This window comes from Roseateles sp. P1_C6 (assembly GCF_056406315.1).
Window position 1 is genome coordinate 441,607 of the sequence record NZ_JBFUAK010000002.1, and the last position, 21,277, is coordinate 462,883.

General features: G+C 67.6%; 10 protein-coding genes. 8 read left to right on the plus strand and 2 right to left on the minus strand.

Features of this window, described 5'->3' with window-relative positions; translation table 11 throughout:
- Positions 1-216: 216 nt before the first annotated feature.
- Both AC1D29_RS05045 and AC1D29_RS05050 read right to left on the minus strand, forming a co-directional pair.
- A complete protein-coding gene (locus AC1D29_RS05045) occupies positions 217-11,112 on the minus strand; it encodes a hypothetical protein (protein ID WP_477894805.1) in 10,896 nt (3,631 codons plus the stop codon).
- A 368-nt stretch (positions 11,113-11,480) separates the two neighbouring features.
- Positions 11,481-12,155: a GntR family transcriptional regulator gene (locus AC1D29_RS05050; RefSeq protein ID WP_477894806.1), complete on the minus strand. Its 675-nt coding sequence runs from the start codon at positions 12,153-12,155 to the stop codon at positions 11,481-11,483.
- Positions 12,156-12,237: 82 nt separating this feature from the next.
- On the opposite strand from AC1D29_RS05050, the gene scpA reads away from it, so the two are divergent.
- From scpA to AC1D29_RS05090, 8 genes are read left to right on the plus strand one after another with little or no spacing between them, the layout of a single operon-like run.
- Positions 12,238-14,412: a methylmalonyl-CoA mutase gene (gene scpA / locus AC1D29_RS05055; protein WP_477894807.1), complete on the plus strand. Its 2,175-nt coding sequence runs from the start codon at positions 12,238-12,240 to the stop codon at positions 14,410-14,412.
- The gene (locus AC1D29_RS05060; protein WP_477894808.1) at positions 14,412-14,840 is read left to right on the plus strand and encodes a GNAT family N-acetyltransferase; all 429 of its coding nucleotides are present in this window, start codon (positions 14,412-14,414) and stop codon (positions 14,838-14,840) included. The genes scpA and AC1D29_RS05060 overlap by 1 nt, the downstream gene beginning before the upstream one ends.
- Entirely contained in the window at positions 14,837-15,799 is a 963-nt protein-coding gene (meaB, locus tag AC1D29_RS05065; protein WP_477894809.1) for a methylmalonyl Co-A mutase-associated GTPase MeaB, read from the plus strand. Before AC1D29_RS05060 ends, meaB begins: the two co-directional genes overlap by 4 nt.
- A complete protein-coding gene (locus AC1D29_RS05070; RefSeq protein WP_477894811.1) occupies positions 15,796-16,191 on the plus strand; it encodes a VOC family protein in 396 nt (131 codons plus the stop codon). The genes meaB and AC1D29_RS05070 overlap by 4 nt, the downstream gene beginning before the upstream one ends.
- A 5-nt stretch (positions 16,192-16,196) precedes the next feature.
- Complete coding sequence (locus tag AC1D29_RS05075) at positions 16,197-17,729, plus strand: acyl-CoA carboxylase subunit beta (RefSeq protein WP_477894813.1); 1,533 nt, start codon at positions 16,197-16,199, stop codon at positions 17,727-17,729.
- Positions 17,730-17,733: 4 nt separating this feature from the next.
- Positions 17,734-18,024: a helix-hairpin-helix domain-containing protein gene (locus AC1D29_RS05080; RefSeq protein ID WP_477894815.1), complete on the plus strand. Its 291-nt coding sequence runs from the start codon at positions 17,734-17,736 to the stop codon at positions 18,022-18,024.
- A gap of 15 nt (positions 18,025-18,039) precedes the next feature.
- On the plus strand, positions 18,040-20,085 hold the full coding sequence (locus AC1D29_RS05085; RefSeq protein WP_477894817.1) for an acetyl-CoA carboxylase biotin carboxylase subunit: 2,046 nt from the start codon (positions 18,040-18,042) through the stop codon (positions 20,083-20,085).
- Positions 20,078-21,277: an FAD-dependent oxidoreductase gene (locus tag AC1D29_RS05090; RefSeq protein WP_477894819.1), complete on the plus strand. Its 1,200-nt coding sequence runs from the start codon at positions 20,078-20,080 to the stop codon at positions 21,275-21,277. The genes AC1D29_RS05085 and AC1D29_RS05090 overlap by 8 nt, the downstream gene beginning before the upstream one ends.

Here is a 21,277-nt window from a genome sequence, read left to right on the forward strand (position 1 = left end):
GCGGCATTCTTCTGAGCTGACCCGTCGCGGTCGCCGGGCTGCCGACGGGCTGCAGTGCCGCCTGACGAACTGCAGCCGCGGCCGACGGCCTGCGGGACGGTGGAGGAGGGCGCAAACCCACCGGCAAAAGAACAGGCCCTGCGGATTGCTCCGCAGGGCCTGGGTGGGCCGGCACCGCCGTGCCGGCGTCAGGAGATCAGAAAGTGGTGCCGGGCGTCAGATCCAGGCGCTGCCGTTGCGGCGCTGCTCGTCGTCCTCGGCCAGCTTGCGGTCGATGGCCGCGAGGTGGGCGTCCGGCGCGGGCAGCACGGCGGCCTTGGCGAGGTCGACCGGTGCGGCGCCCAGCAGCGGATCGGCCGGCGCGGCCAGCACATCGGTCAGGCTGACCGTGACAGGGGCCTGGGCCGTTTGCGGCTGCACGTCCTTGGCGAACCACACGTCGGCCATCTGGTGCTGGCTGCCGTCGGTCGTCGTGTAGCTGGAGACCAGCCCCACGAGGTTGCCGTTGTCCACACCCGTGCCCTTGGCGGCGTTCAGGTCCAGCGAGGCGATGCCCAGCTCTTGCAGCGACTTCAGCTCGCCCGCGTCGGTCTTGCCGTCGTGGTTGCCGTCCACCCAGACCTGGAGTTGCTTCCAGTTGGCGTCATGCGCATCGAGCTTGCCGTCGTGGTTGCTGTCCTGCTCAGCCATGGCCACGTAGCCGTCCTTGGCGTGCTTGCCGTTGGCCAGCACGGTGCCCATGCCGAACAGCTCGCTGCCGTTGTTGATGACGCCGTCGTGGTTGCGGTCCAGGACCAGCAGACCGTCGTTGCCGGCAACCCAGCCCACCTTGTTGGTGTGGCCGGTGCCCAGCAGGTCGAAGTTGACGCCCTGGGCCGCAGCCAGCGTGTTGACGCCGTGGCCGTCCAGATCCAGCGCGATCGGGGTGACCGCGAAGTAGGCGTTGTACTGCGCGTCGCTCATCTCATGGAAGGCGTCGGTGCTCAGCGCATCCAGTTGGGCCATGCTCATCGCGGCGATGTCGCGGGTGCTCAGGCTGTGGATCTGGTCCGACGTGATGCTGTGGACCTGGTCCGTCGTCAGTGCCGCGGCCTGGGCCGTGGTCATGGCGGCGATCTGGGTCTCCTTCAGCGTCGCGAACTGGGCCGTCGTCAGCGCCTGCCACTGGTCGGTGCCGATGGCCTGGATGTTGGCCGTGGACAGCACGCGCAGATCGTCGGTCTGCAGGTTGCCGACCTGAGTCGCCGTCAGGTTGGCGATCTGCGCCGTGGTCATGACCGCGAACTGGTTGGTGCTGAAGACGTTGATCTGAGCGGTCGACAGATCGTGGATCTGGTCGGTCGTCAGCACCGCTACCTTGCCCGCCAGACCGACGACCTGGTCGGAGGTCAGCGCCTCGAGTTGGGCATCCGACAGCTTCTGCAGCGAGGCGTTGGTCAGCGAGCGCAGGTCGGCCGACTCGATGGCGCGGATCTGGTCCGTGTTCAGCTGCTGCACGTCCACCGCTTCCATCGCCGCGAACTGCGAGGAGGTCATCGCCACCAGGTTGGCGGTCGTGAGGCCGGCGATCTGGTCGGTGTTCAGGCCGGCCACTTGTGCCGTGGTCAGCGCGCTGGCCTCGTCCGTCGTGAAGGCCTTGATCTGGTCGGAGTTCAGGCCTTGCAGGGCGGCGGTGGTGACGGCGCGCAGGTCGGCCGTCTCCAGGTTGCGCAGCTGCGCGGTCGTCATCGCGGCCAGTTGGTCGGAGTTCATGACCGCGAACTGACCGGTGCCCAGTGCGTCCAGGTTGGCCGTCGTCAGGTTGTGGATCTGGTCGGTGCTGAAGGCCTTGACCTGGGCCGTCGTGAAGCGTGACAGCTCTTCGGTCGTCAGCGCGTTCAGGTTGGCCGTCGACAGGCTCTGCACCTGGTCGGTGGTCAGGCTGGTGATCTGTGCGCTGGTAAGGGCGCGCAGCTGGTCGGTCGTCAGCGCGTTGACCTGGTCGGAGTTCAGCGCGCGGATGTCACCCGAGGTCAGGGCCTTGACGTCCGCGGTCTCGATGGCACGCAGCTGGTCGGTGTTCAAGGACGCGACTTGCGCCGAGCCCATCGCGCCGATCTGAGCCGACGACAGGGCCACGACGTTGGCCGTCGTCAGGCCCAGCAGCTGGTCGGTGGACAGCGAAGCCACCTGGCCGGTCGTCAGCGCGCCCGCCTCGTCGGTGTTCAGCGCCTTGATCTGGTCGGAGTTCAGGCCTTGCAGCGCAGCGGTGGTGATGACGCGCAGGTCGGCGGTCTCCAGGTTGCGCACCTGGGCCGTCGTCATCGCAGCCAGCTGGTCGGAGTTCATGACCGCGAACTGGCCGGTGCCCAGCGCGTCCAGGTTGGCCGTCGTCAGGTTCTGGATCTGGTCGGTGGTCAGCACCTTGACCTGGGCGGTCGTGAAGCGCGACAGCTCTTCGGTCGTCAGCGCGTTCAGGTTGCCGGTCGACAAGGTCTGGACCTGGTCGGTGCTCAGCGCGGTGATCTGGGCGCTGGTGAGGGCACGCAGCTGGTCGGTCGTCAGCGCGTTGACCTGATCGGAGTTCAGCGCACGGATGTCACCCGAGGTCAGGGCCTTCACGTCAGCCGTCTCGATGGCACGCAGCTGGTCGGTGTTCAGCGAGGCCACCTGGGCAGAGCCCATGGCGGCGACCTGGGCGGACGACAGCGCGACGACGTCGGCCGTGGTCAGACCCTTGAGCTGGTCGGTGTTCAGCGAGGCGACTTGGGCCGTGGTCAGTGCGCCCACTTCATCGGTCGTCAGCGCCTTGACCTGGTCGGAGTTCAGGCCTTGCAGCGCGGCGGTGCTGACGGCGCGCAGGTCGGCCGTCTCCAGGTTGCGCATCTGCGCCGTGGTCATCGCCGCCAGCTGGTCGGAGTTCATGACCGCGAACTGACCGGTGCCCAGCGCGTCCAGGTTGGCCGTCGTCAGGTTCTGGATCTGATCCGTGGTCAACACCTTGACCTGCGCCGTCGTGAAGCGCGTCAGCTCTTCGGTCGTCAGCGCGTTCAGGTTGGCCGTGCTCAGCGTCTGCACCTGGTCGGTGGTCAGGCTGGTGATCTGGGCGCTGGTCAGCGCGCGCAGCTGGTCGGTGGTCAGCGCATTGAGCTGGTCGGAGTTCAGGCCGCGGATGTCGGCACTGGTCAGCGCCTTGACGTCAGCCGTCTCGATGGCACGCAGCTGGTCGCTGTTCAGCGAGGCCACCTGCGCGGAGCCCATGGCGGCGACCTGGGCCGACGACAGTGCGACGACGTCGGCCGTGGTCAGACCCTTGAGCTGGTCGGTGTTCAGCGAGGCGACTTGGGCCGTGGTCAACGCGCCGACTTCATCGGTCGTCAGCGCCTTGACCTGGTCGGAGTTCAGGCCTTGCAGGGCAGCCGTGGTGACGGCACGCAGGTCGGCCGTCTCCAGGTTGCGCACTTGCGCCGTGGTCATCGCGGCCAGCTGGTCCGAGTTCATGACCGCGAACTGACCGGTACCCAGCGCGTCCAGGTTGGCCGTCGTCAGGTTCTGGATCTGGTCGGTCGTCAGCACCTTGACCTGGGCCGTCGTGAAGCGCGTCAGCTCCTCGGTCGTCAGCGCGTTCAGGTTGGCCGTCGACAGGGTTTGAACCTGGTCGGTGGTCAGGCTGGTGATCTGTGCGCTGGTCAGGGCGCGCAGCTGGTCGGTGGTCAGCGCGTTGAGCTGGTCGGAGTTCAGGCCACGGATGTCGGCGCTGGTCAGCGCCTTGACATCAGCGGTCTCGATGGCACGCAGCTGGTCACTGTTCAAGGAGCCCACCTGCGCCGAGTTCATCGCGCCCACCTGGGCGGACGACAGCGCGACGACGTCGGCGGTGGTCAGTCCCTTGAGCTGGTCGGTGTTCAGCGACGCGACTTGGGCCGTGCTCAGTGCGACGACTTCGTCGGTGCTCAGCGCCTTGATCTGGTCGGAGTTCAGGCCTTGCAGGGCGGCCGTGGTGACGGCGCGCAGGTCGGCCGTCTCCAGGTTGCGCACCTGGGCGGTCGTCATCGCGGCCAGCTGGTCGGAGTTCATCACCGCGAACTGGCCGGTACCCAGCGCGTCCAGGTTGGCCGTCGTCAGGTTGTGGATCTGGTCGGTGCTGAAGGCCTTGACCTGGGCGGTCGTGAAGCGCGACAGCTCTTCCGTCGTCAGCGCATTCAGGTTGGCGGTCGACAAGGTCTGCACCTGGTCGGTCGTCAGGGCCGTGATCTGGGCGCTGGTGAGGGCGCGCAACTGGTCGGTCGTCAGGCTGTTGAGCTGGTCGGAGTTCAGCGAACGGATGTCGGCACTGGTCAGCGCCTTCACGTCGGCCGTCTCGATGGCGCGCAGCTGGTCGCTGTTCAGCGACGAGACCTGGGCTGAGCCCATCGCGGCGATCTGGGCGGACGACAGCGCAACGACGTCGGCCGTCGTCAGGCCCACCAGTTGGTCGGTCGTCAGCGAGGCGACCTGGCCGGTGCTGAGGGCCACGGCTTCATCGGTGGTCAGCGCCTTGATCTGGTCGGAGTTCAGGCCACGCAGGGCCGCCGTGGTGACGGCGCGCAGGTCGGCCGTCTCCAGGTTGCGGACCTGGGCCGTCGTCATCGCGGCCAGCTGGTCGGAGTTCATGACCGCGAACTGACCGGTGCCCAGCGCGTCCAGGTTGGCCGTCGTCAGGTTCTGGATCTGGTCGGTGGTCAGCACCTTGACCTGGGCGGTCGAGAAGCGGCTCAGCTCTTCGGTCGTCAGCGCGTTCAGGTTGGCCGTCGACAAGGTCTGGACCTGGTCGGTGGTCAGGCTGACGATCTGGCTGCTGGTCAGCGCACGCAGCTGGTCGGTCGTCAGCGCGTTGAGCTGGTCGGAGTTCAGCGCGCGGATGTCGGCCGAGGTCAGGGCCTTCACGTCAGCGGTCTCGATGGCGCGCAGCTGGTCGCTGTTCAGCGAGGCGACCTGGGCCGAGCCCATGGCGGCGACCTGGGCGGAGGACAGCGCGACGACGTCAGCCGTCGTCAGGCCCACCAGCTGGTCGGTCGTCAGCGTGGACACCTGGCCGGTGCTCAGCGCGCCGACTTCATCGGTGGTCAGGGCCTTGATCTGGTCGGAGTTCAGGCCGCGCAGGGCAGCGGTTGTGACGGCGCGCAGGTCGGCGGTCTCCAGGTTGCGCACCTGGGCGGTCGTCATGGCCGCGAGCTGGTCGGAATTCAGCACGGCGAACTGACCGGTGCCCAGCGCGTCCAGGTTGGTCGTCGTCAGGTTGTGGATCTGGTCAGTGCTGAAGGCCTTGACCTGGGCCGTCGTGAAGCGGCTCAGCTCTTCCGTCGTCAGCGCATTCAGGTTGGCCGTCGACAGGCTCTGCACCTGGTCGGTGGTCAGGCTGGTGATCTGGGCGCTGGTGAGGGCGCGCAGCTGGTCGGTCGTCAGCGCATTGAGCTGGTCGGAGTTCAGCGCGCGCAGGTCGGCGCTGGTCAGTGCCTTGATGTCGGCGGTCTCGATGGCACGCAGCTGGTCGGTGTTCAGCGAGGCCACTTGGGCGGAGCCCATCGCGGCGACCTGGGCCGACGACAGCACGACCATGTCGGCGGTCGTCATGCCGATGAGCTGGTCGGTCGACAGCGCGGCCACCTGGGCCGTGGTCATGGCCACGACTTCATCGGTCGTCAGCGCCTTGACCTGGTCGGAGATCAAGCCCTTCAGAGCGCCGGTGGTGACGGCGCGCAGGTCGGCCGTTTCCAGGTTGCGCACCTGCGAGGTCGTCATCGCGGCCAACTGGTCGGAGTTCAGCACGGCGTACTGGCCGGTGCCCAGCGCGGCGAGGTTGGCCGTCGTCAGGTTCTGCACCTGGTCGGTCGTCAGCACCTTGACCTGGGTGGTCGTGAAGCGGCTCAGCTCTTCCGTCGTCAGCGCGTTCAGGTTGGCGGTGGACAGCGTCTGGACCTGGTCGGTCGTCAGGCTGGTGATCTGGGCGCTGGTGAGGGCGCGCAGCTGGTCAGTCGTCAGCGAGTTCAGCTGGTCGGAGTTCAGCGAACGGATGTCGGCACTGGTCAGCGCCTTGACATCAGCGGTCTCGATGGCGCGCAGCTGGTCGCTGTTCAGCGACGAGACTTGCGCCGAGTTCATCGCGGCCACCTGGGCGGACGACAGCGCGACGACGTCGGCGGTGGTCAGACCCTTGAGCTGATCGGTGTTCAGTGACGCGACCTGGCCGGTGCTCAGTGCGACGACTTCGTCGGTGCTCAGCGCCTTGATCTGGTCGGAGTTCAGGCCTTGCAGGGCGGCCGTGGTGACGGCGCGCAGGTCGGCCGTCTCCAGGTTGCGCACTTGCGCCGTCGTCATGGCGGCCAGCTGGTCGGAGTTCATCACCGCGAACTGGCCCGTGCCGAGCGCGTCCAGGTTGGCGGTGGTCAGGTTGTGGATCTGATCCGTCGTCAGCACCTTGACCTGAGCGGTCGAGAAGCGGCTCAGTTCCTCGGTGGTCAGCGCATTCAGGTTAGCCGTGCTCAGCGACTGCACCTGGTCGGTGGTCAGGCTGACGATCTGGCTGCTGCTCAGGGCGCGCAGCTGGTCGGTGGTCAGCGCGTTGAGCTGGTCGGAGTTCAGCGCGCGGATGTCGCCGGTGGTCAGCGCCTTGATGTCGGCCGTCTCGATGGCGCGCAGCTGGTCGGTGTTCAGCGACGAGACCTGGGCGGAGCCCATGGCGGCGACCTGGGTCGACGACAGCGCGACGACGTCGGCGGTGGTCAGGCCCAGCAGCTGGTCGGTCGTCAGCGAGGCGACCTGGCCGGTCGTCAGCGCACCGACTTCATCGGTGTTCAGCGCCTTGATCTGGTCGGAGTTCAGGCCGCGCAGCGCGGCGGTCGTGACGGCGCGCAGGTCGGCCGTCTCCAGGTTGCGCACCTGGGCGGTGGTCATCGCGGCCAGTTGGTCGGAGTTCATGACCGCGAACTGACCGGTGCCCAGCGCGTCCAGGTTGGCCGTCGTCAGGTTCTGGATCTGGTCGGTGGTCAGCACCTTGACCTGGGCCGTCGTGAAGCGCGACAGCTCCTCGGTCGTCAGCGCGTTCAGGTTGGCCGTCGACAGCGTCTGGACCTGGTCGGTCGTCAGCGCCGTGATCTGGGCGCTGGTCAGCGCACGCAGTTGATCGGTCGTCAGTGCGTTGAGCTGGTCCGAGTTCAGCGCGCGGATGTCGCCGGTCGTCAGTGCCTTGACGTCGGCCGTTTCGATGGCACGCAGCTGGTCGGTGTTCAGCGAGGCGACCTGGGCCGAGCCCATCGCCGCAACCTGGCCCGAGGACAGTGCGACGACGTCGGCGGTGGTCAGACCCAGCAGCTGGTCGGTCGTCAGCGACGCGACCTGGCCGGTGGTCAGCGCACCGACTTCATCGGTGTTCAGTGCCTTGATCTGGTCGGAGTTCAGGCCACGCAGGGCCGCGGTCGTGACGGCGCGCAGGTCGGCCGTTTCGAGGTTGCGGACCTGGGCCGTCGTCATCGCGGCCAGTTGGTCGGAGTTCATGACGGCGAACTGGCCGGTGCCCAGGGCATCCAGGTTGGTCGTCGTCAGGTTCTGGATCTGGTCGCTGGTCAGCGCCTTGATCTGGCCGGTCGTCAGCTTCGCGAGCTGGTCGGTCGTCAGCGCGTTGAGGTTGCTGGTGCTCAGGCCGGCCACTTGCGGCGCGGTCGTCAGCGCGGCGAGTTGCGCGGAGGTGAGGGCGCGCAACTGATCGGTGGTGAGGCTGTTGACCTGGTCGCTGTCCAGCGCACGCAGGTCGGTGGTGGACAGCGCCTTGATGTCGGCAGTTTCGATGGCGCGCAGCTGGTCGCTGTTCAGCGACACGGCCTGCTCGGAGCGCAGCGCACCCACCTGGGCGGACGACAGCGCGACGACGTCGGCGGTGGTCAGGCCCTTGAGCTGGTCGGTGTTCAGCGACGAGACCTGGCCGGTGCTCAGCGCAACGACTTCGTCCGTGCTCAGCGCCTTGATCTGGTCGGAGTTCAGGCCTTGCAGCGCGCCGGTCGTGACGGCACGCAGGTCGGCGGTCTCCAGGTTGCGGACCTGGGCCGTCGTCATGGCGGCCAGCTGGTCGGAGTTCATCGCGGCGAACTGGCCGGTGCCCAGGGCATCCAGGTTCGCCGTCGTCAGGTTGTGGATTTGGTCGGTCGTCAGCACCTTGACCTGGGCGGTCGAGAAGCGGCTCAGCTCCTCGGTGGTCAGCGCGTTCAGGTTGGCGGTGGACAGCGTCTGGACCTGGTCAGTCGTCAGCGCGGTGATCTGGGCGCTGGTCAGCGCACGCAGCTGGTCGGTCGTCAGGCTGTTGAGCTGGTCGGAGTTCAGCGCGCGGATGTCCCCGGTGGTCAGCGCCTTGACGTCGGCGGTCTCGATGGCACGCAGCTGGTCGCTGTTCAGCGACGCGACCTGGGCCGAGCCCATGGCGCCGATCTGGGCGGACGACAGCGCGACCACATTCGCGGTGGTCAGGCCCAGCAGCTGGTCGGTCGTCAGCGAGGCGACCTGGCCGGTCGTCAGCACGCCGGCTTCGTCAGTCGTGAGGGCCTTGATCTGGTCCGAGTTCAGGCCGCGCAGCGCGGCGGTCGAGACCGAGCGCAGGTCGGCGGTCTCCAGGTTGCGGACCTGGGCCGTCGTCATGGCGGCCAGCTGGTCGGAGTTCATCGCGGCGAACTGACCGGTGCCCAGCGCGTCCAGGTTGGCCGTCGTCAGGTTCTGGATCTGGTCGGTGGTCAGCACCTTGACCTGAGCCGTGGAGAAGCGGCTCAGCTCCTCGGTGGTCAGCGCGTTCAGGTTGGCGGTGGACAGCGTCTGGACCTGGTCGGTCGTCAGGGCCGTGATCTGCGCACTGGTCAGGGCGCGCAGCTGGTCGGTCGTCAGCGCGTTCAGCTGGTCGGAGTTCAGCGCGCGGATATCGCCGGTGGTCAGTGCCTTGACGTCGGCCGTCTCGATGGCGCGCAGCTGGTCGCTGTTCAGCGAGGCGACCTGGGCCGAGCCCATGGCGCCCACCTGGGCGGACGACAGCGCGACGACATCGGCCGTCGTCAGGCCCACCAGTTGGTCGGTCGTCAGCGAGGCAACCTGGCCGGTGCTGAGGGCCACGACTTCATCGGTCGTCAGCGCCTTGATCTGGTCGGAGTTCAGGCCACGCAGCGCGGCGGTCGTGACGGCGCGCAGGTCGGCCGTCTCCAGGTTGCGCACCTGGGCGGTGGTCATCGCGGCGAGCTGGTCGGAGCTCATGCCGGCGAACTGGCCCGTGCCCAGCGCGTCCAGGTTGGCCGTCGTCAGGTTCTGGATCTGGTCGGTCGTCAGCACCTTGACCTGGCCGGTGGAGAAGCGGCTCAGCTCCTCTGTCGTCAGCGCGTTCAGGTTGGCGGTGGATAGCGTCTGGACCTGGTCGGTCGTCAGCGCGGTGATCTGGGCGCTGGTCAGCGCGCGCAACTGGTCGCTGGTCAGCGCGTTCAGCTGGTCGGAGTTCAGTGCGCGGACGTCACCGGTGGTCAGCGCCTTGACGTCGGCGGTCTCGATGGCGCGCAGCTGGTCGCTGTTCAGCGACGCAACCTGGGCCGAGCCCATGGCGCCGATCTGGCCGGACGACAAGGCCACGACGTTGGCCGTGGTCAGGCCCAGCAGCTGGTCGGTCGTCAGCGACGCGACCTGGCCGGTGGTCAGTGCGCCGGCTTCATCGGTGCTCAGCGCCTTGACCTGGTCGGAGTTCAAGCCGCGCAGCGCGGCCGTGGACACGGCGCGCAGGTCGGCGGTCTCCAGGTTGCGGACCTGGGCCGTCGTCATGGCGGCCAACTGGTCGGAGTTCATCGCCGCGAACTGGCCGGTGCCCAGCGCATCCAGGTTGGCCGTCGTCAGGTTGTGGACCTGGTCCGTGGTCAGGGCCTTGACCTGGCCCGTCGTGAAGCGCGTCAGCTCTTCCGTCGTCAGCGCGTTCAGGTTGGCGGTGGACAGCGTCTGGACCTGGTCGGTCGTCAGCGCGGTGATCTGGCCGCTGGTCAGCGCACGCAGCTGGTCGGTCGTCAGCGCGTTGAGCTGGTCGGAGTTCAGTGCACGGACGTCACCGGTGGTCAGCGCCTTGACGTCGGCGGTCTCGATGGCGCGCAGCTGGTCGGTGTTCAGCGAGGCCACCTGGGCTGAGCCCATGGCGGCGACCTGCGAAGACGACAGAGCCACGACGTTGGCCGTGGTCAGGCCCAGCAGCTGGTCGGTCGTCAGCGAGGCGACCTGGGCCGTCGTCAGCACGCCGGCTTCGTCGGTCGTGAGGGCCTTGATCTGGTCGGAGTTCAGGCCGCGCAGCGCGGCCGTGGTCACGGCGCGCAGGTCGGCGGTTTCCAGGTTGCGGACCTGGGCCGTCGTCATGGCGGCCAGCTGGTCGGAGCCCATGGCAGCGAACTGGCCGGTGCCCAGCGCGTCAAGGTTGGCCGTCGTCAGGTTCTGGATCTGGTCGGTGGTCAGCACCTTGACCTGGGCCGTCGTGAAGCGCGACAGCTCTTCTGTCGTCAGCGCGTTCAGGTTGCCGGTCGACAAGCTCTGGACCTGATCGGTCTTCAGGCTCGTGATCTGGCTGCTGGTCAGCGCGCGCAGCTGGTCGGAGGTCAGGCTGTTGAGCTGGTCGGAGGTCAGCGCGCGGATGTCGGCGCTGGTCAGCGCCTTCACGTCGGCGGTCTCGATGGCGCGCAGCTGGTCGCTGTTCAACGCCACCACCTGCTCCGTGCGCAGCACGGCGACCTGGGCGGACGACAGCGCCACCATGTCGGCGGTGTTCAGACCCTTGAGCTGGTCGGTCGTCAGCGAAGCAATGTGGCCGGTGGTCAGCGCGGCGATCTGGTCAGTCTTCAGCGCGAAGACCTGGTCCGAATCCAGTGCCGCAATGGCTGCCGTGGTGACGGCGCGCAGGTCTTCGGTCTGCAACACGCGCAACTGGGCGGTGCTCAGCGCGGCAAAGCCGGCCGATGTGATCGCCGGCATCTGCGAAGTCGTCAGTGCGACGAGCTGGTCGGTGCTGAAGGCAGCCCAGTCTTCGGTCGTGAAATCCCGAATCGTGGCCGTCGTCAGGCCAGGAATGCGCGAAACGGGAATGAACGGAACGACTGTTGCCATGGCGGGTTACCTGCTGTTTGTGCTGTCGGCCGCCGGCTGTGATCAGGCGGCGGCGCTGCGTCGAATCAAACCTGCCCTCGACGCGTGAGGGCTGCTCGTCGGCTTCGGCTACCCGTGCGCCGCGGCGGCGCACACGTAACCCAAAGTTTTTTGAGCTTCAGTCGGTTATCGGGCCGGGTCGGCTTGACTTGAGGAACAAGTTCTCGAATCGAGCCGAAACGGTGCGAATTCGGGTACCCCACCCGGCCGCTGATCACTCAGACCGGGGGTGGTTTACCCACTGACAGCCATGCTAGTGAGGCTTCGCCCGATTCACGCTTTGATAAGCGCGCGCTTTCGGTGGCAGTTCACGGCGGCCCGAATTGCTTTCAGCAAGCCGTCTGAGTCGCGCTCAAGCCGTTACAAAAATGAGCCGTGACAAGTTGCCGGCAGGCTTCCGCATCCCGCGAAAGCAGCGCCTTGACGATAGCGCGGTGCTCCTCCAGCGACTCCGCCAGCCGTCCCTCCCGGAACAGCGAATGGTGGCGGTTGAGCTTCATCAGCCGACGCAGGTCGCCGACGATCTGCAGCCGCCAGCGGTTGCCGTCGATCTCCAGCACGCGCAGGTGAAAGCGCTCGTTGGCGGCGAAGAAGGCGTCCCGGTCGGGCAAGGCTTCTTCCAGCGCGCGGTGCAATTCGCCCAGTTCGTTCAGCTCGCTGTCGGTGGCCCGGCTGGCGACTTCGGCGGCGGCGTCACTTTCTAGAAGAGAGAGCAGTTGGTAGGCTTCCCGCACATCCCGCTCGCTCATTTCGGTCACGTAGGCGCCGCGGCGCAGCTTCATCGTCACCAGGCCTTCGGCCGCCAGCACCTTCAGCGCCTCGCGCAGCGGCGTGCGGCTGATGCCCAGCTCGCCGCACAGCTTCAACTCGTCGATCCACGACCCCGGTTCCAGCTCCCGCGCCAGGATCTGCTGGCGCAGCCGGTCGGCCACCTGTTCGTACAGCGCGAGGCTGGCGAGCGGGGCGGTTGAAGCGGCGTGGTCGAGCGAACCGGCTGCGGGCATGGGCCGAGTGTAGAGGAATCTGAATTCATAATTATGAATAACGCATCAGCTAAGATGCCCAGCCAGTTACAGGAGAGTTTCGATGTCGGACGCCAGCCGCGCCGGGGACGCCCCGGAGTTCAAGACCGCCACGCTGGAGCAGTGGACCAAGGCCGCCGCCAAGTCCGCCCCGGGCGGCGACGTGGCCGCGCTGAACTGGGTCACGCCGGAGGGGCTGACGGTCAAGCCGCTGTACACCGCCGCCGACGTGGCTGACCTGCCGCACGCCGACACGCTGCCTGGCTTTGAGCCCTTCCTGCGTGGGCCGCAGGCGACGATGTACGCCGCCCGGCCCTGGACCATCCGCCAGTACGCCGGCTTCTCGACCGCCGAAGAGAGCAACGCGTTCTATAGAAAGGCGCTTGCCGCCGGCGGCCAGGGCGTGTCCGTCGCCTTTGACCTGGCCACCCATCGCGGCTATGACAGCGACCACCCGCGCGTGACCGGCGACGTCGGCAAGGCCGGCGTGGCCATCGACTCGGTGGAGGACATGAAGATCCTGTTCGACGGCATCCCGCTGGACAAGGTGTCGGTCTCCATGACGATGAACGGCGCCGTGCTGCCGGTGCTGGCCGGCTACGTGGTGGCGGCGGAAGAGCAGGGCGTGTCGCAGGACAAGCTGGCCGGGACCATCCAGAACGACATCCTCAAGGAGTTCATGGTCCGCAACACCTACATCTACCCGCCCGAGCCGTCAATGCGCATCGTCGGCGACATCATTGAATACACGGCGCGGGAGATGCCCAAATTCAACTCCATCAGCATCTCCGGCTATCACATGCAGGAGGCGGGCGCGAACCAGGCGCTGGAGCTGGCCTTCACGCTGGCCGACGGCCAGGAGTATGTGAAGACGGCAACGGCCAAGGGCTTGACGGTGGACGAGTTCGCGCCGCGGCTGTCGTTCTTCTGGGCCATCGGGATGAACTTCTATCTCGAGATCGCCAAGATGCGCGCGGCGCGGCTCTTGTGGACACGCATCATGAAAGGCTTCGGCGCGACCAGCCCGAAGAGCCTGATGCTGCGCACCCACTGCCAGACCTCGGGATGGAGCCTGACGGCCCAGGACCCGTACAACAACGTGGTGCGCACCACCATCGAAGCCATGGCCGCCGTGTTCGGCGGCACGCAGAGCCTGCACACCAACTCGCTGGACGAAGCCATCGCGCTGCCCACCGAGTTCAGCAGCCGCATCGCGCGCAACACCCAGCTCATCATCCAGGAAGAGACCCACATCACCAGCGTCGTCGACCCCTGGGCCGGCAGCTACATGATGGAGAAGCTCACCCAGGACATGGCCGACAAGGCCTGGGAGATCATCGAAGAGGTCAACGCCCAGGGCGGCATGATCAAGGCGGTGGACTCGGGCTGGGCCAAGCTGAAGATCGAGGCCAGCGCGGCCGAGAAGCAGGCGCGCATCGACTCCGGCGCTGACGTCATCGTCGGCGTCAACAAATACAAGCTGGCGAAGGAAGACCCCATCGACATCCTGGACGTGGACAACGTCAAGGTGCGCGACGGACAGATCGCGCGGCTCAACCGCATCAAGGCGACGCGCGACACCGGCGCGGTGCAAAGCGCGCTGGCCGCGCTGACGCAGGCCGCCGAGACGGGCGAAGGCAATCTGCTGGACCTGGCCATCAAGGCTGTGCGCCTGCGCGCCACGGTGGGCGAGGTGTCCGATGCGCTGGAAGCCGTGTTCGGCCGCCATCGCGCCGACACGCACAAGGTCAGCGGCGTCTACGCGGCGGCCTACGACTCGGCCGAGGGCTGGGCCAAGCTGCAGGGCGAGATCGCCGCCTTCGGCGACGAACAAGGCCGCCGCCCGCGCGTGATGATCGCCAAGCTGGGCCAGGACGGCCATGACCGCGGTGCCAAGGTGGTCGCCACCGCCTTCGCCGACCTGGGCTTCGACGTCGACATCGGCCCGCTGTTCCAGACGCCCGAGGAATGCGCCCGCCAGGCCATCGAGAACGACGTCCACGCGGTGGGCATCTCCACGCTGGCGGCCGGCCACAAGACGCTGGTGCCGGCCATCATTGCCGAGCTGAAGCAGCAGGGCGCCGACGACATCATCGTGTTCGTCGGCGGCGTCATTCCGGCGCAGGACTACGACATGCTGTACGCAGCGGGCGTCAAGGGCATCTACGGTCCGGGCACGCCCATCCCGGCCAGCGCCAAGGACGTGCTGGAGCAGATCCGGTTGCAGGTGGCCGCCTGATGACACCGACGCTGGCGCCCGTCGCCGACGCGGACTTCGAAGCCATGCTGGCCTTGCGCATCGAGGCGCTGCGCGAAAGCCTGGAGCGGCTGGGCCGCTTCGACCCTAAGGTCGCGCGGGCGCGGCTGCGGAGCCAGTTCCGGCCCGAGTGGATGCAGCACCTGGTCGTGGGCGGCGAGCGCGTCGGCTACTTCACCGTCGAGCCGCGCGACGGCGAAATGCGCCTGCACCACCTGTACCTGCGGCCCGATGCGCAAGGGCAGGGTATCGGCGCCTGGGTCATCGACCAGGTCAAGTCACGGGGCCTGCCCATCTCGTTGGCCGCGCTGCGTGAGAGCCGCGCGAACCATTTCTATCTGCGCCACGGCTTCAAGGTCGTCGAGGAACAGGACTTCGACATCGAGTACCGCTGGGAGGCCACGGCGTGAACCTGGCGGCCCTTCTGCAAGCCGGTGACCGCCGTGCGCTGGCCAAGGCCATCACGCTGATCGAGTCCACCCGGGCCGACCACCGCGAGCAGGCCGATGCGCTGCTGACCGCGTTGATGCCGGCCACCGGCGGCGCGCTGCGGCTGGGCATCTCCGGCGTGCCGGGCGTGGGCAAGAGCACCTTCATCGAGGCCTTCGGCCTGTTTCTGCTGGAACGCGGCCACCGCGTCGCAGTGCTGACGGTGGACCCGTCCAGCACGCTGTCGGGTGGCGCCATCCTGGGCGACAAGACGCGCATGGAAAAGCTCTCCATGGACCAGCGCGCCTTCATCCGCCCCAGCCCCAGCAGCGGCACGCTGGGCGGCGTGGCCGAGAAGACGCGCGAGGCCATGCTGCTGTGCGAGGCGGCGGGCTATGACGTCGTCATCGTCGAGACCGTGGGCGTCGGCCAGAGCGAAACGGCCGTGGCCGGCATGACCGACCTCTACCTGCTGCTGCAGCTGCCCAACGCGGGCGACGACCTGCAGGCCATCAAGAAGGGCGTCATGGAGTTGGCCGACCTCGTCGTCATCAACAAGGCCGACCTGGACGACCGGGCCGCCACGCGCGCGCAGGCGCAGATCACCTCCGCGCTGCGGCTGCTGCCCACGCATGCGCACGCCACGCAGCGCGTGATGAAGGTCAGTGCGCTGAAGTCCGATGGCATCGCGCCGGTGTGGGATGCGCTGACGGCCCTGCGCGCGGTAAGCGAAGCCCGTGGCGCGTGGGCGGCCAAGCGCCGCGAGCAGTCGCTGGCGTGGATGTGGGAGCGCATCCAGTCCGGCTTGAAACAGGCCTTCGTCTCGCACACCGCCGTGCGCGGCCAACTCGACGCTGCCACCGCGGCCGTGCGCGAGGGCCGCACGCCGGCCTCCACCGCGGCCCGCCAGTTGCTGGCGACATTCAGGAGCACCCCATGATCACCGGCCTGCATCACATCAACCTGCGCGCACCGGCCGAGCTGCTGGCCACGCTGCGCGACTTCTACCGTGACGTGCTGGGCCTGACGGTCGGGCCGCGGCCGGACTTCGACAGCCCGGGCTTCTGGCTCTATGCCGGCGGGCACCCGGTGCTGCACCTGTCCGAGCAACGGCCGCACGAACCGCGGCGCGGCCCGGTCAATCCCGCCGCGGCCAGCACCTTCGATCACACGGCGTTTGCCGGCACGCACTTCCGGGCGATGGCCGCCCACCTGGCCGCGATGGGCGTGTCCTTCCGCGAGTCGCGTTCCGAGCTGACCGGCCAGCACCAGTTCTTCCTGCAAGACCCCGCCGGCAACGGCGTCGAAATCAATTTCCCGTTTGAGGGCTGATCCCCATGCATGACATCCTGCAAGCACTCGAAGCCAAGCGCGCACTCGCGCGGCTCGGCGGTGGCGAGAAGCGCATCGCTGCCCAGCACGCCAAGGGCAAGCTGACCGCGCGCGAACGGCTGGAGCTGCTGTTCGACGAAGGCAGCTTCGAGGAATGGGACATGTTCGTCGAGCACCGCTGCGTGGACTTCGGCATGCAGGACAACAAGATCCCGGGCGACGGCGTCGTGACCGGCTACGGCATGATCAACGGCCGCCTGGCCTTCGCCTTCAGCCAGGACTTCACCGTCTTCGGCGGTGCGCTCTCTGAAGCCCATGCCGAGAAGATCTGCAAGGTGATGGACCAGGCCATGAAGGTCGGCGCGCCGGTCATCGGTCTGAACGACTCGGGCGGTGCGCGCATCCAGGAAGGTGTCGCCAGCTTGGGCGGTTATGCCGACGTGTTCCAGCGCAACGTCATGGCCTCGGGCGTCGTGCCGCAGATCAGCATGATCATGGGCCCCTGCGCCGGCGGCGCGGTGTACTCGCCGGCGATGACGGACTTCATCTTCATGGTGAAGGACAGCAGCTACATGTTCGTCACCGGCCCCGAGGTCGTGAAGACCGTGACGCACGAGGAAGTGACCGCCGAGGAACTGGGCGGCGCGACCACGCACAACAGCCGCAGCGGCGTGGCCGACCTGGCCTTCGAGAACGATGTCGAGGCGCTGTTGATGCTGCGCCGCTTCTTCAATTACCTGCCGCTGTCCAACCGCGAGAAGGCGCCTTGCCGGCCCAGCGATGACCCGGCCAACCGGCTGGACCTGTCGCTGGACACGCTGGTGCCCGACAACCCCAACAAGCCCTACGACATCAAGGAACTGATCCTCAAGGTCGTGGACGACGGCGACTTCTTCGAGCTGCAACCCGACTACGCGAAGAACATCGTCACCGGCTTCGCCCGCATGGAAGGCCAGACGGTGGGCATCGTCGCCAACCAGCCGCTGGTGCTGGCCGGTTGCCTGGACATCAAGAGCAGCATCAAGGCCGCGCGCTTCGTGCGCTTCTGCGACGCGTTCAACATCCCGGTCGTCACCTTCGTCGACGTGCCCGGCTTCATGCCCGGCACTTCGCAGGAATACGGCGGCATCATCAAACACGGCGCCAAGCTGCTCTATGCCTACGCCGAGGCGACGGTGCCCAAGATCACCGTGATCACCCGCAAGGCCTATGGCGGCGCCTACGACGTGATGGCCTCCAAGCACCTGCGCGGCGACGTCAACTTCGCCTGGCCCAACGCCGAAATCGCCGTCATGGGCGCCAAGGGCGCGGTGGAGATCATCTTCCGCGAGGACAAGGGCGACCCGGCCAAGCTGGCCGCGCGCGAGGCCGAATACAAGGCCCGCTTCGCCAACCCCTTCATCGCCGGCAGCCGGGGCTTCATCGACGACGTCATCCAGCCGCACGAGACGCGCAAGCGCATCTGCCGCAGCCTGTCGATGCTGAAGGACAAGAAGCTGGAGAACCCGTGGCGCAAGCACGGGAACATTCCGCTGTGATGCCATGAGCAAAGCCACTTGCGCGGCCGAGGCCAGGCGCCTCACCGACATCCCCAACATCGGCAAGGCGATGGCCGCGGACCTGGTCGGCCTGGGGATCACGACGCCAGCGGACGTGAAGCGCATGGACCCGATGAAGACCTACGACCGCCTGCGCGATCCCATGGGCCAGCGCCACGACCCCTGCGTGCTGGACACCTTCATGGCCGCGCACGATTTCATGAACGGCGGCCCTGCCCAGCCATGGTGGCACTTCACCGAGCAGCGCAAGAAGCTGCTCGGCAAAACGAAATAACGAACGAGGCTCAGCATGTTCACCAAGATCCTGATTGCCAACCGCGGTGAGATCGCCTGCCGCGTCATCGCGACCGCCCGGAAGATGGGCATCAAGACCGTCGCCGTCTACTCGGAAGCCGACAAGGACGCGCGCCACGTGGAGCTGGCCGACGAGGCCGTGCTGCTGGGCCCGGCGCCGTCGCGCGAGAGCTATTTGGTCGCCGACAAGATCATTGCCGCGGCCAAGAGCACCGGCGCGCAGGCCATCCACCCCGGCTACGGCTTCCTCAGCGAGAACGAGGAGTTCGCCCGCCGCGTCGAGGAAGAAGGCCTGGTCTTCATCGGCCCCAAGCACGGCAGCATCGCGGCGATGGGCGACAAGATCGCGTCCAAGAAGCTGGCGACCGCGGCCGGCGTCAACACCATCCCGGGCCACAACGAGCCCATCCTGTCGGCTGAAGAGGCCGTCGGCATCGCCGCCAAGATCGGCTACCCGGTCATGATCAAGGCCAGCGCCGGCGGCGGCGGCAAGGGCCTGCGGGTCGCCTTCAACGACAAGGAGGCCTTCGAGGGCTTCACGTCCTGCCGCAACGAGGCGCGCAACAGCTTCGGTGACGACCGCGTCTTCATCGAGAAGTTCGTCGAGGAGCCGCGCCACATCGAGATCCAGGTGCTGGGCGATTCGCAAGGCCAGGTCGTCTACCTGTGGGAGCGTGAGTGCTCCATCCAGCGCCGACACCAGAAGGTCATCGAGGAGGCGCCGTCGCCCTTCATCAGCGAGGCCACGCGCCGCGCGATGGGCGAACAGGCCGTGGCGCTGGCCAAGGCCGTCAACTACCAGAGCGCCGGCACGGTGGAGTTCGTCGTCGGCAAGGACCAGTCTTTTTACTTCCTGGAGATGAACACGCGGCTGCAGGTGGAGCACCCGGTCACCGAGTGCATCACCGGGCTGGACCTGGTCGAGCAGATGATCCGCGTCGCCGCCGGCGAGCCACTGGCGGTCACGCAGGCCGACATCAAGCGCGAAGGCTGGGCCATCGAGTGCCGCATCAACGCGGAAGACCCGTTCCGCAACTTCCTGCCCTCCACCGGCCGCCTGGTGCGCTACCAGCCGCCGGAGACGATGATGGCGCAGGCCGAGCCGCAGCGCTTCGGCGTGCGCGTGGACACCGGCGTCTACGAGGGCGGCGAGATCCCGATGTTCTACGACTCGATGATCGCCAAGCTCATCGTGCACGGCCGCGACCGTGCCGACGCTATTCGCATGATGCGCGAGGCGCTGAACGGCTTCGTCATCCGCGGCGTGTCCAGCAACATCCCCTTCCAGGCCGCGCTGCTGGGGCATGCGGACTTTGCGACCGGCAACTTCAACACCGGCTTCATCGCGCAGCACTACGCCGGCGGCTTCAAGTCGGACGATGTGCCACATGCCGACCCGCTGTTCCTTGTCGCGCTGGCCGGCTTCATCCGCCGCAAGGCGCGCGAGCGCGAGGCCGGCATCAGCGGCCAGATGCGCGGCCATGAGGTGCAGATTGAGCACGACTATGTGGCCGTCGTGAACCTCGGCGCCGGCCAGGCCGAGCGCCACGAGATGCACATCTCGGAGTTCGCCGGCGCGCTGGGCGAAGCCCGCGTGCAGGTGGGCGGCAAGGACTACCGCATCGTCTCCAGCTCGCGCCTGAACGACGTGCGCATCACCGGCACCGTCAACGGCCTGGCCTTCACGGCCCAGGCCGAACGCGGCATGGCCAGGAACCCGCTGGCCTACCGCATCCAGCATGGTGGCCGCTCCGTCGAGCTGACCGTGCTGAGCCCGCGCGCGGCCGAACTGCAAAAGCTGATGCCCTACAAGGCGCCGCCCGACACATCCAAGCTGCTGCTGTCGCCCATGCCGGGGCTGCTGGTGCACCTGGCCGCCCAGGTCGGCCAGACCGTGCAGGCCGGCGAGCGCCTGGCGGTCATCGAGGCGATGAAGATGGAGAACATCCTCAGCGCCAGCCAGGACGTGACGGTGGCCGAGGTGCTGGCCAAGCCGGGCGAAAGTCTTTCCGTCGATCAGCCCATCCTGCGCTTTGCCTGAACCGACGGTCGCCATCGTCGGCGCGGGTGTCGCCGGCGCAGCCGCGGCCATCCGCCTGGCGGAGCGTGGCGTGCCGGTCGACCTGTATGAGGCTGTCCCGCAACCCCAGCCCATCGGCGCCGGACTGTTGTTGCAACCCACCGGGCAGCGCGTGCTGGCGGCCATGGGCCTGCTGAACGAGGCGCTGACGCTGGGCACGCGCGTGGACCGGCTGTTCGGCGACACGCCCACGGGTCGCGCGGTGCTGGACATGAGCTACCGGCGCTTCGACCCCGCCGCCTACGGCCTGGGCATCCAGCGCGGCGCGCTGATGGGCTTGCTGTGGCGGCGCGTGCGCGAATTGGGCATTCGCTGGCATTGCGGCGCGGTGGTCGATGGCTTCGAGCAGGACGAGGCGGGTGTCACGCTGCGCTTGGCCCACCGCGAGGCCCAGCGGCATGCCGCGCTGATCCTTGCGAACGGCAGCTTCTCCAGGCTGCGCGAGGGCATGAAGGTCGGCCAGCATGCGCAGCCTTTTCCCTGGGGTGCCGTCTGGACCGTGCTGCCCGCGCCGCTCGGCTTCCCGCAGATCGAACTGCGCCAGCGCTTCCGCTCGGCGTCGCAGATGATCGGGCTGATGCCGGTCGGCAAGGCCCATGCCGATGACGCCGAGCATGGCATCAACCTGTTCTGGAGCCTGCCCGTCGTTGAACTTGAGGGCTGGCAAGAGCGCATCGGTCTGGACCGGCTCAAGCAGCAGATGACGGCGCTGTTCCCCGACGTCGCGCCGCTGCTGGCCGGTTTGCGGGACGCCACGCAGCTGCGCGAGGCGCGCTACGCCGACGTCTGGATGTCCCGCTGGCATGACCGCCGCGTGCTCGCCATCGGCGACTGCGCGCACGGCATGAGCCCGCAGCTGGGGCAGGGCGCCAACATGGCGCTCATCGATGCGCATGAGCTGGCCGCCGAGATCGGTGGCGATTGGTCCGGCGTTTTTCAGCGCTACACCCGCCGTCGCCGCGCCCACCTGCGCTTCTACGGCCAGGCCAGCAAGGGCCTGACGCCGATGTTTCAGTCCCACGCGGTCATCGCGCCCTGGCTGCGCGACCGCTTCTTCGGCTGGGGTGGGCGGCTGCCCTACATCCATCAACAATCCATCGCCACGCTGGCCGGCGTCAAGACCGGCTGGCTGTGGGGGCGACTCAAACTGTGA

Bases quoted from the DNA above. Each gene is read 5' to 3' on its own strand.
- scpA (WP_477894807.1), top strand. From the start codon at position 12,238: ATGTCGGACGCCAGCCGCGCCGGGGACGCCCCGGAGTTCAAGACCGCC.
- AC1D29_RS05080 (WP_477894815.1), top strand. From the start codon at position 17,734: ATGAGCAAAGCCACTTGCGCGGCCGAGGCCAGGCGCCTCACCGACATC.
- AC1D29_RS05050 (WP_477894806.1), bottom strand. From the start codon at position 12,155: ATGCCCGCAGCCGGTTCGCTCGACCACGCCGCTTCAACCGCCCCGCTC.
- AC1D29_RS05085 (WP_477894817.1), top strand. From the start codon at position 18,040: ATGTTCACCAAGATCCTGATTGCCAACCGCGGTGAGATCGCCTGCCGC.
- AC1D29_RS05060 (WP_477894808.1), top strand. From the start codon at position 14,412: ATGACACCGACGCTGGCGCCCGTCGCCGACGCGGACTTCGAAGCCATG.
- AC1D29_RS05075 (WP_477894813.1), top strand. From the start codon at position 16,197: ATGCATGACATCCTGCAAGCACTCGAAGCCAAGCGCGCACTCGCGCGG.
- AC1D29_RS05070 (WP_477894811.1), top strand. From the start codon at position 15,796: ATGATCACCGGCCTGCATCACATCAACCTGCGCGCACCGGCCGAGCTG.
- AC1D29_RS05045 (WP_477894805.1), bottom strand. From the start codon at position 11,112: ATGGCAACAGTCGTTCCGTTCATTCCCGTTTCGCGCATTCCTGGCCTG.